Below are 12,868 nucleotides of genomic sequence, written 5' to 3'. Positions count from 1 at the left end.
TCCGCTATAAAAGTCGCTAGAAACAGCGTTTTCCGCTATTCCTCTTCACTAGCCTCTATGGGTGTTAACTCCACTTCCCCAACCTTTGGAGATTTATGCCCATGTTCACACTTTCTACCCGGAAATGGTTGGCCATCGCCGCCGCATCTAGCCTGGTTATCGCCCCATTATCAGCACCGCTGGCAGCAGCACAATCTTCCGAGGGACTTTTAGATCGCCTAAGTTCCAGCAGCAGTAGCTCCCGCTCGCATTCGGCACCGCAGCATAAGGCTCCGGGTTCGCCGTCCATCAATCGCACTGCGGACGAAGCCACCCCAGCCATCAGCCCAGAGCAGGCCGTCGAAAAGCTCGGACTAGAACCGGCACAGACCCGCACTGCGGCAACGATCGCCGAGGCAGCAACGTTGCCCGCCGATAAAGACCACATCGTCGTCACTGACGGGCATTCGCATGTGCATTTCGAGCGTGGTGTCGATAAGACTGCAGGCGCCTACGCCACCATCGACGTCGCAGGTCAAACCTATGGTGCGAAACCCAAAGACGGCGTTTCCATGATTGCTTTTGCCGACAGCGGCGACGTTGCAAGCTCGCTACAGGAAGCTGTCGACGTCGCAGCTAAAGCGGGTACCGGCGTCACCCTGGGCGCGGGGAAGGAATACAAACTGTCCAAGCGAATCGTCATCCCCCACAACCTGGCCTATTTCAACGGCAATGGTGCGCGCATCATTTCAGAGATCCATACGCCTAGTTTCCAGGAAGTAAGCAGCGTCATCGACATCGCACGCGGCACGACGGGCACCAAAATTTCGGATTTCACGCTTGATCTACAACATGGCCAGTTCACCCGAGGCATCGCCGCCGACGGGGTAAGCGACATCGAAATCAGCAATATCGTGATGAACAACGTCTTCTACCGGGGCATTCAACTATCTGCCAACTCCGGGGATCTGCGCGACATTGTTATGCACAACAACACCATCAACAACCAAGTAGGCGAAGCCCATACAAAAGGCCACTGTATTTCCATTGTGGTATCCGCCCGCCGCACCGAACCGGACACTCACTTCAATAACAGCCCGAGCCCCATTTGGGATCGCTACGTAACCGACGGCACGGTAAGCCCCAATACTTTTGAAGCTTCAGGATTGAAAGTCACCGACAACAAGATTCACGGCGGCTACTACGGGTTGAGCTTCTCCGGGGTGACCAACTCCACCGTTTCTGGAAATTCGATTACCGCCAATACGCGCAATATTTCCATGCAGAATAACAGCAGCACAAACGTCGTGGAATCGAATGACCTAAGCGATAGCTTCTCCTCCAGCATTCACATCGCATACAATTCCGACGACAATCAGGTGCGCAACAATACGGTCACCACCAGCACCTCCACCGGCCAAGGCCTACTTCAGGCGTATCAAGCAAGTAACGGCAACTCGTTTACCGATAACACGGTTACGGTCACTGGCAGCAATATCCCTAGCTGGATTTTGTATGTGGGCACGGATTCCTCCAATACCGCGTTCACCGGAAACACCATTACCGGCGGTGCTCGTAAAGCAGTGGTCGGCATCGAGTCTGTTTGGGATGGTGATTCCGCGCGCACCAACCTGCCCGACAATCGCCCACACAACCCCCATGCATATATGGGCGGCGGTTCCGTACCTAATCCGGTGGATGGCGCAATGACCGTGTATAACGGCGGACGCGGCCCGCTGACCGACATCACCGTCACTAACAACACCTTTACTCCAAAGAATTCGGCCGCCCCGCTGGTTTATGTTGGCGCCGATGTCTCTGCTGGCCGCGACGGCAAGCAAAAGTTCATTGGAAATGTCACCGGCGTTGATATCAGCAATAACACCGTTGTTGGCGAGGAATACTCCGAGGAGATCGTCACCCACAGCGGCTCGTTGCCCGCTGTGGGTGCCGCCACTATTGATTTCGACGATAATAGCGTTTCTCGATAACGCTGGTTTTGATACCACTTTTCACCTGATTTCACCGCACTTCTCCGGAAAAAGCGGCGAATTTCAGGTGATTTTTATTTTCTTAATAGATACACACGCAATGAATGCCTATATGAATATTTCCCATTTCACATGTTGGTAAATCTGCAAAAATACTGCAATCCGGGATTTTATCAATAAAAATCAGCCATTTCCGCCGCTTTACTGACAGTCTTTTTCACATTTTCTCCGCTTTTCTCAAAACAAAAGAATATGAAACTTTAAGCGATTTTCCATTGAATTCATGACTTTCTATCTTTACAATTAGGGACATGGGTTCAGTAACTACATTTGTTGAAAGTATGGTCAATGGCATTGGCGGTCTCATCGTCACTGTCGTAAAGTTTGCAGTCAACGCAGTTGACACTGTTACAAGCAAGTTGAGCAGCCTTTCCTCATAAGGAAAGCGTTTTAGCGGGATTCCCGCTGAAACACCGCTCATCGTAATAGTGCGATGCAAACCTAGTGTTTTAACACTAAAGGCGAGAAGGCACCACGTGATCGTGGTGCCTTTCCTTTTTGCCCAACCCTCTTGATTGCCGCGGGTAGTTCTTGGCAGGAATGCGAATCCAGATTGACGTCATATGAGTGCTGAAATTGAGCGGGTTGGACGTTGCAGTCCAGCGATTATCCGGCCGGTCGGGGGAGGCGTTGAAAGCAACTCGACCTTTAGGCGGTTGGAGGGTTGGTTTCGTGGACGACGGGAGCTAAAGGTCGAGTTGGAAAACGACCACTGCGTCGATCCGCGCTTTCACAGAGGGTTTTGCGGATCACGGCTTTGGAGAAATTGGGGCGGAAATACACCGCCCGTGCCATCGATGGGCCGAGGCCAACACGTTAGTTCTTCAGCGTCTTAGCTCGGCAGTGACGTGAGTTAGGAACCTAGTGTTGTTCGCTAAAGGCGAGATGACACCACTGCCTTGATCGCCGTGGACAGTCCCCGCAGCAATGCGAGTAACTCATTTCGCCCTAGTTGGTTTTATCCCGATAGGACTGATCATCGATATATTCGCCGTCGGCGTACTCACCATCGAGATACTCCTCATCGGCGTCGACGACATCCGCCCCGTCGTCGTACTCGTCGAAAAACTCTTCTGAATAGTCGCCCTCCCAGGCAAGGGCCTGTTCCATCTCAGGGGCTGGAAGAAGCTTCAGCCCGATAACCCCGGCGACGACTAAAAGCAACAACACCCCATAGCTGATCCCCACCATGGTCGACACCCCACCGGAGTTGCCCAATGCCGCCAACCCGGCAGTGGAATAATGCACCGGCGTCAGGCTTGAAAGCGCAAGCCAGGCAGTATCAACCGCGCTGGTGGTAGCGGAGTTCCAAGCCCATCCGACTATTCCCACCTGGGCAAGCGAACCAAGGATTGCAGCCACCGTCCCAATGCGCGGCCCCAGAATCCGGCACAACAGCATCCCGCCTATTAATGCGGAAGCAGCCAGCAGCACCGCAAGGCCAGTAATTCCAAGGATTTGAACCGCCTCAATGCCCGAGCCGAGGATCACGCTCAGGATGGTTGCCACGCCGCCCAGACCGACAACAACCAATGCGCTTAGCCACCATTGTTCGCGGTCACCCCGGCGGTGCAATGCAGCACCTAGTAGCACGCCAGCGGAAATGAGAAATGCGTACATTGGCGCAAACGTACGGGTAACTCCAGCCGCCTCAGCCTCAGGAGTGCCTGCCTGCGTAATTGGCATGGCCCGTTGAATGGCCGCTATCTTCTCCTTGGTCAGTTTCGCCATATCGTCGATTTTCACCGCACCAGATTCCAACTCCCCGACACCAGCAAGGGCTTCATCAACACCAGCGTTTAACTGATTGAGCCCATCGTGGAGTTCCTTTGCGCCTTTTGTCGCCGAGAAAATCCCGTCATGGTAGGCGTATCCCGGAACGTGAAGTTGGTTGGCGATTTCCCGCGAGCCGTCGCGAAGTTCTTCTAATTGCTTTCGGGTTCCTTCGTCTAATTGGAAGGAACTGGCTTGATCCCTAAAACCAGTGAGCTGTTCCCGAAGCTCCACAGAATCGGCGTCGGTGGCACCTTTGAGATCATCTAAATACCGGTCGATGGTGCCAACAATCTGTCCGCGCACTACCTCAAATGTCACCAATTGATTAACCGCGTGTTCTACGCCGTCGGCTACTTTTGTCGCCCCGTCACCTAACTGTCCAGTTGCTGCTTGTAACTGGACAAGTCCATCTGATAGTTTTTTCGAACCATCAGCGGCAGCGGTAACCGCCCCAGTGACTTCGCCACTTCGGCCAGATATTTTTTTAGTACCCTCGGTTAGTTGTTTTGTTCCATTGACAAGGAATCCCGCTTGGGAATTGGCTTCACCGGTGGCACGGCGGGCGTCGATAAGTAATGAATCGTCGATGACGGCTGGTGCACCTTCCCGGTTATCGGTGGCGGACCAAGCGTCAGCGGGGTCGATTCCGGCAAGCACGGAAAAGGTAGCCCCGCCAAGCAACGGAACCGCAACGAGAAGGGCGACGATTGCGCGTTTGAGGGCTGACGGCTTCGAAGTCATACTGTGAAATGTATCCGTTTCCTTAACCTTAAGGCCAAGCCACACCGCAGGTAACTGGTATTATTGTCAAAGTTATTGTTCGATTTTTATAGAAATGAAAGTAGGCGCCACGGGTTTCCGGCAGTTTTCCTTGAGTTTTTAGGTCAGTTGTGTTCACTGGTGGCGCCACCCCCGTTCTAAGCGTTTGTGGGTGTGAGTTTTTACGTGTCGTTAATTTTTGTCCTCGGTCTGGTGGCGCTGAGCGTCGCGGTGGCTCCTATGTGCGTCAAGTTATTTGACCGCGCCGCAGGATGGCCACTCGCCGCAATATTCCTAGTTGCCGTCGGCGTGCTCGTTCCGCATTTACCTGACATTTTCTCAGGCACTCCTCTGGTATGGACTGCCACTTGGGTGCCAGATTTCGTCGGCACTGGCATCAATGTTGATCTGCGGCTGCGCGCTGACGCACTATCGGTATTTTTTGCGTTATTAGCACTGGTTATCGGCTCAGTGGTGTTTATTTACTCGGCCAGTTATTTGCCAAAATATCGAAAGAACACAAGTTTCTACACAATAATGACGGCGTTTACCGCTGCGATTTTGCTTCTGGTGCTTGCCGACGACGCAGTCGTGCTGTTTATCGCCTGGGAATTGGTATCACTTGCATCGTTTATGCTGATAGCTCGCTCCGGTGGCGCGGGTGGCGAACAGGGTTCCCAACGCACGTTGATCTTGACTTTTATCGGCGGCTTAACCTTGTTGGTTGCACTAGCTATTGCTGCCACGCAAGCGGGCACCACCAGCATAACCGGGATCATAGCCGCTGATTTCTGGGCGACTAACCCGACGGTAACTGCGGTAGTGGCGGTCTTGATTGCAATCTCGGCTTTTACCAAGTCGGCACAGTTGCCGTTTCATTTCTGGCTGCCGGAGGCAATGGCTGCGGCAACACCGGTGTCCGCGTTCCTCCATGCCGCCGCCGTGGTCAAAGCTGGCATTTATGTTTTGCTGCGGTTTTCGTCGGTGTTTCACAACGTTCCGGTATGGAATTATCTCCTGATTATCACCGGCATGACAACTGCGGTTATGGCATCATTATTCGCCATCCAAAAAACCGATTTAAAGAAATTAACAGCATATTCCACGGTGTCCCATCTCGGTTGGATCGTAGCAACGATCGGCGTGGGTACCCCGGCGGCCCTAGCTGCCGCGTTAGTGCACACTTTAGCCCACGCGCTGTTTAAGTCTTCGTTATTCATGCTCATCGGAGTGCTGGATCACCAGACTGGAACCCGCGATGCCACCCGGCTTGGCTCCTCCTGGCGGCAGCTTCCGTTTACATTTGGTTCGGTTGTGATCGCTGCAGCATCAATGGCCGCTATTCCGCCCACCTTCGGCTTCATTTCCAAAGAGGGAATGCTGACCGCGTTTACCGAAGCCCCCATTAGTGCATTCGGCATTGCATTACTTCTAGCTGCGGCAACTATCGGTGCGATCTTTACTTTTACTTATTCTGTGCGCATCGTTGCAGATGGTTTCGTTGACGGTGATCGAGATATGTCGCAGGTGTGTGAGGCACCTGTTTTGTTGTGGCTTCCTGCCGCTTTGCCCGGTTTTATGTCCATTCCACTGGTCTTTGCGCTTGGGTATTTAGACGCCCCGGTTTCCGCAGCGGCTGCCGCGATTGGCGAAGACCCGCATGTGCATTTAGCTCTGTGGCATGGGGTAAATGTGCCCTTTATATTATCGGCAGTGGTTCTGTTGGTCGGTGTCGTCGGGATATTTTTCCGGCGCCAGATTTGGTCGCTTGTTGACGCCAAACGTCTTGCACCGTATTCCGGCAATGATCTGTTGAAGGTATTCAATCAGTCGCTGTCCAAGTTCGGTCGTCTGCTTGGGCGCATGGCTGATTCGTTATCGCCTGCCCGCCACTTGGCCTTCATGTTTCTCCTCTTGGCGGTTTTCGGCACCACAGTTGCTATTTCCGGTTTATTGTACGGCGGGGTCGACGGCGTTGCGCTTTCCCCTCGGGTAGCTGGGGCGGATCGGGTTTACGATCTGTTGCCGCTAATCATCATCGTTGCAAGTGGGATTGCACTGACGCGAACGACAAAACGTTTAACCGCCGTGGTGTTGATAGGTGCTGTGGGAGTCGGCGTCACCCTCCAGGTGCTTATGCTGGGTGCTCCTGATGTGGCGCTTACTCAGTTCTTGGTGGAGGCGTTGGTTGTAGTCATCATGATGATGGTTGTGCGTCAACAACCAGAAAATTTCCACCCTACAAAGCGCAAACGCAAGGTGGTTGGCGGTATGTTGGCGGCCACGGTGGGAGTATTAACGTTCTTAGCATCCTTCATGCTCTTAGGCCGACACGATCGCAGTGAGATTGCGTTGTGGTACCTCAATGAGGCTCCTGGCATCACCGGTGGTGATAACGTGGTCAACACTATTTTGGTGGAATTCCGCGCCCTGGATACCCTCGGTGAATTAACAGTACTGGGCATGGCTGCAGTGGTTATCGCAGCGGTAGTGACCTCTATGCCTCGATATCCATTTGCCAAGGGGACGCATCCGGGGCCTATCGGTCAATCGACGGTAAATTCGATCCCATTACGCACGCTGCTCAAGGCCTTAGTTCCGGTTTTAGTCGTATTGTCCGCCTTAATCTTCTGGCGTGGACATAATGAACCCGGCGGTGGTTTTATCGCAGCCTTGGTCGCCGGAGCTGCGATGATGTTGACGTATATCGCTTTCCCACGTGATCGAAGAATTTTTGGGGTTTCGGTTCCGATTTATCTCACTGGCTTTGGAATCATCATTGCGTTAGTGGCAGGCTTTATCGGTTTGATGCATGGCTCATTCTTATACGCAATCCATGGCTATGCCTTTGGGCAGCATCTTTCGTCGTCGTTGATCTTCGACGTTGGCGTGTATTTGGCGGTGCTAGGCATGCTCTCGATGGCTATCAATGCTTTGGGCGGTTATTTACGTCCGGGTATGGAATATAAGGACTTGAACTTCAATCGACAGGATTCACCATTGCAGCCTTTGGTGCAGGTATTACATGAACCAGGTGATTTCCCGGATGAGCATCGGCGGGCGCCGGAAGCGCCGGAGCAGGCATTGATTGAGAAACATGCTCTTCAAGAATCAGCAGCGCTGCGGGCGGATTCTGCATCTCATACCAGCACGATAACCCATCGAGAACCGGAGCAGAATATAGACAAGCAGGAGGACCCCAAGTGATTATTTCGTTAACTATTGCCCTGCTTGCTGCTGGTGGAGTGTATCTGGTGGTGCAGCGCGGAATGCTTCGGATTGTTTTGGGAATGACATTGCTTAGCCACGCAGCCAATCTGTTGATTTTAGCAGCTGGTGTACCTGTATGGCGGGGCGAACCGTTTCCTGGACACACGGAGATTTCTGATGCTGCCGATCCACTCCCCCAGGCGTTTGTTCTCACCGCAATCGTCATCGCTATGGCGACCACCACATATATGTTGACGCTTTCCGGTTTGGGTCGGTCAGATGACACCGAGGCCGAGGTTGTTGCTGATGAAGATTCACCGTTGCAGACCTTAGGTAGGTCCACAACCACGGCGGAGCTTGCCGCCAGCGAAGCTCATCTAGCAAAACGTCGGAGCCGACATGAGGCACGTATGAAATCTATCGATCCGAAAGGCCATTAACCTGATGACGCTTCCAGTTTTTCTCGCAGCTGCTGCGGAAGCACCGGGCGGCTTTAAAGTCGATGCAGTCTTGCCGTTGTTTGTTGGCATTCCGCTGGCTTTGGTGGCACTTGCTGCCATTGCGCCATGGCGCCCGATACGCGACAGCATATGTCTTTTCACTCCAGTGGGCACGATGTTGGGCGGATTGTGGCTTTTCGGTTACACCGCCGCACATGGCACCATTGCTCATTCGGTGGGACTTTATATCGGTGGCGTTGCCATCCCATTAGCAGGTGATCAATTCGCTGCAGTGATGATCGTGACAACGTCTATTGTTGCGATTGCTGCCAATTGGTTTGCATTGGTTGTTGGCGAAACCCGCGCCCGGTTCTATCCAGCGCTGGCAACTATGGTGCTCAGCGGTGTGATGGGTGCACTGCTGACAGCTGACCTCTTCAATTTCTTCGTTTTTATCGAAGTCATGCTGTTACCGTCCTATGGCTTATTGGCAATGACTGGCACGTGGGCCCGCTTGTCTGCTGGGCGCGCGTTTGTGCTGGTTAATCTAGCTACGTCGACGTTACTTTTGGTTGGTGTGGCTATCGTCTATGGCGTGGTTGGCACGGTCAATATCGCAGCGCTACGTGGTGTCGCTTCAGGTCACGGCCCAGCCACGGTAGCGATGGGGATCGTGGTGATAGCGATGGTTGTTAAGGCAGGGTTGTTCCCAGTTCACACGTGGCTACCACGTTCCTACCCGCAGACGTCGGCAAGCGTTATGGCGTTGTTTTCGGCGCTGCATACCAAGGTCGCAGTTTTCATTCTTTTCCGTATATACGTGGTGATCTTTGATCTTGATCCGCGCTGGACAACGCTGATCATTGTCATTTGCATTGCAAGTATGATCGTGGGTTCGTTTGCGGGCTTAGCGGAAAATTCCATGCGCCGGGTACTTGCGTACCAGATGGTCAATGGCATGCCGATGATTATGGTGATGTTGGCCTTCACTGCAGGAAATGAAAAGGCAGCCTTGGCAGCTGGAATTTTATATATGCTGCACCACATGATTACGGTCGGTTCATTGATTTTGAGCGCAGGTGCAGTGGAGGAAACTTACGGCAAGGACGTGTTATCGAAACTTTCTGGCATTGCGCGTCGTGACCCGCTGGTTGCCGCGGTGTTCGCTGCTGGCGCGTTTTCTCTGGTTGGCTTCCCTCCGTTTTCTGGGTTGTGGGCGAAGGTGTATCTGATAGTCAATGTCGCTGCCACGCAAACAACCGCAGGCTGGATTGTTATTGCTGTGGTGATACTCGCAAGTTTCGCAGCGTTCCAGGCAGTGCTACGAATCTGGCGGAAGGTTTTCTGGGGCGGAGAAATGAATAAACAACGCATTCCAGAAAGTCTCCGGGTGCCCTTAGCGCGCATCGCCCCAGCTGCAGCGCTTGCCGTGCTGAGTTTCGGGATGTTTATTTTTGCAGGCCCGTTAGTTTCGGTCGTACTTTCTGCTGCTGATTCGCTTATCGACGTCTCCAGCTACGTCTCCGCCGTGCTCGGTTTGGATCCAAACCAGGCGGTAGGTTCCGTGGCGGCAGCCACTATTTCGGGAGGTGCCAGTTAATTATGGCAATTGTCCATGCTGTGAAATTTATTTTGTGGCTCAAGGTTCAGCTTCTCCTTGCTACCTGGACTGTGGTTATTGACACACTTAGCGGTAATAAGAAAATTGATCCGTGCGTCGTTACCTATCCGCTTCGGGTGACCAGCGATTGGCACATTACATTATTCGCCACATCAATCACGATTACGCCTGGCACAATGTCGCTGACCATCGTTGATGATGATGAGGAAAATGAACAAGGCGATCGGCATTTGATCGTCCACGCTGTCTATGGTTCTAAACCAGACCAAGTGTTGGCTGATCTTCAAAAAATGGAAGAAATGTTGGCCCCGCACGTAGCTGCAATTGCCCATGATCTTTCCGCTGCTAAGGTGGAATATCCTGCGCCGAAAGCGTCATCGCTGGGAAGGAAGGCATAGCTTATGGTATTCGATTATTTTGCCTATGCTGGCATGTTATTGCTGGCGGTTTCCTTGCTGAGCATCATCGTTTTGATCGTGCGTACCAAGGATGAGTTCGTCCGTGCGGTGGTATCGGACTTGGTGTTTTATTCCATGATTGGGTTCTATGTGATCTGGTCCATGCAAAGCGAGACGGCTATTGCCTATGAGATCATCTTGCTAGCTGCGGTTGCTGGTGGTGTCTTGCCAACAATGTCAATGGCGCGCATCATTTCGAAGGGACGCCGTTAATGATTATTACTGAGATTATCGCAGGCGTGTGTATCGTGATCGCTGGCCTGTTATTTTTACTGACTGTATTGGCGTATTGGCGCTATCAAGAGCCCCTCACCCAAGCAAACCTGATGGGACCAGCTACCAGCGTGGGGCTGCCGTTGTTGATCGTCGCAAAGCTAATCTATGACATCGGCAACCATGGTTTGGTCTTTGGTGATCTTATCCGGGCTGTGCTATCGATTACGGGTTATCTGGTGGTTTTGGCCGTAGGGTCGTTTATTGCTGGCCGTTCGTTATATGCGGTTGCCACCGAAGAAGAAGAACCTAGCTCCCGCTAGCAGAAGATGCGATCTGTCCCGATTAGGTGTACGTGTTAAACTTTTCTCACCATGACCGCACAGTTTGCAGTGGACGAACATATCACCCAACTAGCCTTGAAGGCTGGTCGGGGTGATCGGGCTGCCTTGACTGAGTTCATTAAAGCTACTCAGTCGGATGTGTGGCGATTATTGGCGCATTTAGGTGGCACGGAAATCGCTGACGATCTTACGCAAGAAACTTACTTACGGGTTATTAAAGCCCTGCCCCGGTTTGCGGCGCGGTCATCGGCACGAACCTGGTTGTTGTCCTTAGCGCGACGGGTATGGGTGGACAACATTCGCCATGATATGGCTCGCCCTAGAAAGTCTGCAGCTGAGGTAGAATCGGTCGACTCACCTACGGAAACCAACTGGTCAGAGTGGGTTGATGTGCGTATGCTTATCGACGCCCTGCCGCCAGAGCGCCGTGAAGCGTTAATACTCACCCAAGTCTTGGGCTACAGCTATGAAGAGGCCGCAAAAATCGCTGATGTCCGACTCGGCACGATACGGTCTCGGGTTGCTCGCGCTCGTTCAGATATTATTGCGGCTTCGCAAACATCGACCGGAACGTCACGTAGCGCTTGAATTGTTTAACCCCGTTGCGGGGTTATCTATCTCACGGTTTTCAGTCATATTCCGCTTAGCATATGTTTGTTTTCTTATGCGAGTACACCCAACGCGCTGGCTTAAGAACTCCAGCCAATCGCAAGCATAAATTTTTCCTATTTATAGCAGATCGATTTTTTATATTAGTTCATTGACACCTTCTCAGCGTGGCGGTAGAAACGTGTAGTGGGGGCGAAAAACACCCCTACAAAGACAATCATTGCCGTTGGAGGAATGAAAAACGATGTCAATTTTGACCGTTGGTGAAAAATTTCCAGAATTTGAACTTACCGCGCTCAAGGGCGGCGATCTGCACAATGTTGATGCAGCACAGCCAGAGGACTATTTCGAAACCGTCTCACTAGGCAAATATGAGGGCAAGTGGAAAATTGTCTTCTTCTATCCGAAGGACTTCACGTTCGTCTGCCCAACCGAAATCGCAGCATTTGGCAAGTTGGATGAAGAGTTCCAGGATCGCGACACTCAGGTCCTCGGCGGCTCCACCGATAACGAGTTCTGCCACTTCAATTGGCGCGCCACCCACCCAGAGCTCAAGGACGTCCCGTTCCCAATGTTCGCCGATGTCAAGCATGAGCTCATCCGCGAACTAGGTGTAGAAAACAGCGACGGTGTTGCTGACCGGGCGACCTTCATCATTGACCCAGACGGCATCATTCAATTCGTTTCCGTGACCCCTGATGCAGTTGGCCGCAATGTGGACGAAGTTCTGCGCGTTCTTGATGCCCTCCAGTCCGAAGAGGTGTGCGCCTGCAACTGGCAGAAGAACGATCCGACCAAGAACATCGACAAGTTCGCGGAGCTGCAGGAGGGCCTGAAGTAATATGAGCATCGATAATCTCAAAGCAGGGCTACCAGAATACGCTAAAGATTTAAAGCTTAATATCGGCACCTTGCTGCGCAGCACCGAATTAACCGAACAGCAGCTATGGGGAACCCTTCTCGCCTCCGCCGCAGCCACCCGCAGCGAAACAGTGTTCTCAGAAATTAGCGAAGACGCAAAGACTCATCTCAGTAACGAGGCGTTCAACGCTGCACTCGCCGCCGCATCCATCATGGCGATGAACAACGTCGCTTATCGGGCAAAAGGCTGGTTGGGGTCCGACTACGCCCAGGTGAAGATGGGACTGCGCATGAACGTCATCGCAAACCCCGGTGTAGAAAAAGTCGATTTCGAATTGTGGTCGCTGGCAGTGTCCGCCATTAATGGCTGCGAACACTGCACCATTGCGCACGAAAAGACCGTACGGAGTGAGGGCCTAACCAAAGAACAGGTTTTCGAGGCCGTAAAGATTGCCGCCACCATCCAAGGTGTCGCACAGGTAGTCGAGATCGAAGCCGCTCGCTAATCACTAAAACCGGCGCGTTAGAGGGAAAACCTCCGCGCCGG

At 52.6% G+C, this 12,868-nt stretch carries 11 protein-coding genes; 10 read left to right on the top strand and 1 reads right to left on the bottom strand.

Annotated elements, in window-relative coordinates; genetic code table 11:
* The first annotated feature begins 101 nt into the window (after positions 1-101).
* Positions 102-1,970 (top strand): right-handed parallel beta-helix repeat-containing protein, encoded by a 1,869-nt coding sequence (locus tag CMUST_RS00980; protein WP_052844458.1) that lies wholly within the window; start codon positions 102-104, stop codon positions 1,968-1,970.
* 1,008 nt (positions 1,971-2,978) lie between these two features.
* Here CMUST_RS00980 and CMUST_RS00975 read toward each other — a convergent pair.
* Entirely contained in the window at positions 2,979-4,547 is a 1,569-nt protein-coding gene (locus CMUST_RS00975) for a hypothetical protein (protein WP_047260948.1), read from the bottom strand.
* A 204-nt stretch (positions 4,548-4,751) separates the two neighbouring features.
* Between CMUST_RS00975 and CMUST_RS00970 the strand changes: the two genes are divergently transcribed.
* From CMUST_RS00970 to CMUST_RS00930, 9 genes are all read left to right on the top strand, one after another.
* Positions 4,752-7,772: a DUF4040 family protein gene (locus CMUST_RS00970; protein ID WP_047263251.1), complete on the top strand. Its 3,021-nt coding sequence runs from the start codon at positions 4,752-4,754 to the stop codon at positions 7,770-7,772.
* Positions 7,769-8,215: a cation:proton antiporter subunit C gene (locus CMUST_RS00965; protein ID WP_047260947.1), complete on the top strand. Its 447-nt coding sequence runs from the start codon at positions 7,769-7,771 to the stop codon at positions 8,213-8,215. The genes CMUST_RS00970 and CMUST_RS00965 overlap by 4 nt, the downstream gene beginning before the upstream one ends.
* A 4-nt stretch (positions 8,216-8,219) precedes the next feature.
* On the top strand, positions 8,220-9,815 hold the full coding sequence (locus tag CMUST_RS00960; protein ID WP_047260946.1) for a monovalent cation/H+ antiporter subunit D family protein: 1,596 nt from the start codon (positions 8,220-8,222) through the stop codon (positions 9,813-9,815).
* 2 nt (positions 9,816-9,817) lie between these two features.
* Positions 9,818-10,234 carry a monovalent cation/H+ antiporter subunit E gene (locus CMUST_RS00955; RefSeq protein ID WP_047260945.1) on the top strand — a complete coding sequence of 139 codons (417 nt, stop codon included), beginning with the start codon at positions 9,818-9,820 and terminating at the stop codon, positions 10,232-10,234.
* A gap of 33 nt (positions 10,235-10,267) precedes the next feature.
* On the top strand, positions 10,268-10,507 hold the full coding sequence (locus CMUST_RS00950) for a cation:proton antiporter (RefSeq protein ID WP_407922000.1): 240 nt from the start codon (positions 10,268-10,270) through the stop codon (positions 10,505-10,507).
* Positions 10,507-10,830 (top strand): Na+/H+ antiporter subunit G, encoded by a 324-nt coding sequence (locus tag CMUST_RS00945; RefSeq protein WP_047260943.1) that lies wholly within the window; start codon positions 10,507-10,509, stop codon positions 10,828-10,830. Before CMUST_RS00950 ends, CMUST_RS00945 begins: the two co-directional genes overlap by 1 nt.
* A gap of 51 nt (positions 10,831-10,881) precedes the next feature.
* On the top strand, positions 10,882-11,439 hold the full coding sequence (locus CMUST_RS00940; protein ID WP_047260942.1) for an RNA polymerase sigma factor: 558 nt from the start codon (positions 10,882-10,884) through the stop codon (positions 11,437-11,439).
* Between the two features lie 265 nt (positions 11,440-11,704).
* Positions 11,705-12,301 carry a peroxiredoxin gene (locus tag CMUST_RS00935; protein WP_047260941.1) on the top strand — a complete coding sequence of 199 codons (597 nt, stop codon included), beginning with the start codon at positions 11,705-11,707 and terminating at the stop codon, positions 12,299-12,301.
* 1 nt (position 12,302) lies between these two features.
* A complete protein-coding gene (locus CMUST_RS00930) occupies positions 12,303-12,827 on the top strand; it encodes a carboxymuconolactone decarboxylase family protein (protein WP_047260940.1) in 525 nt (174 codons plus the stop codon).
* Positions 12,828-12,868 lie beyond the last annotated feature (41 nt).

It is taken from the genome of Corynebacterium mustelae, from assembly GCF_001020985.1.
In the GTDB taxonomy this organism is placed as follows: domain Bacteria; phylum Actinomycetota; class Actinomycetes; order Mycobacteriales; family Mycobacteriaceae; genus Corynebacterium; species Corynebacterium mustelae.
This window is presented reverse-complemented; position numbering and strand designations above follow the sequence as displayed.

Bases quoted from the DNA above. Each gene is read 5' to 3' on its own strand.
- CMUST_RS00980 (WP_052844458.1), top strand. From the start codon at position 102: ATGTTCACACTTTCTACCCGGAAATGGTTGGCCATCGCCGCCGCATCT.
- CMUST_RS00975 (WP_047260948.1), bottom strand. From the start codon at position 4,547: ATGACTTCGAAGCCGTCAGCCCTCAAACGCGCAATCGTCGCCCTTCTC.
- CMUST_RS00960 (WP_047260946.1), top strand. From the start codon at position 8,220: ATGACGCTTCCAGTTTTTCTCGCAGCTGCTGCGGAAGCACCGGGCGGC.
- CMUST_RS00955 (WP_047260945.1), top strand. From the start codon at position 9,818: ATGGCAATTGTCCATGCTGTGAAATTTATTTTGTGGCTCAAGGTTCAG.
- CMUST_RS00950 (WP_407922000.1), top strand. From the start codon at position 10,268: ATGTTATTGCTGGCGGTTTCCTTGCTGAGCATCATCGTTTTGATCGTG.
- CMUST_RS00945 (WP_047260943.1), top strand. From the start codon at position 10,507: ATGATTATTACTGAGATTATCGCAGGCGTGTGTATCGTGATCGCTGGC.
- CMUST_RS00940 (WP_047260942.1), top strand. From the start codon at position 10,882: ATGACCGCACAGTTTGCAGTGGACGAACATATCACCCAACTAGCCTTG.
- CMUST_RS00935 (WP_047260941.1), top strand. From the start codon at position 11,705: ATGTCAATTTTGACCGTTGGTGAAAAATTTCCAGAATTTGAACTTACC.
- CMUST_RS00930 (WP_047260940.1), top strand. From the start codon at position 12,303: ATGAGCATCGATAATCTCAAAGCAGGGCTACCAGAATACGCTAAAGAT.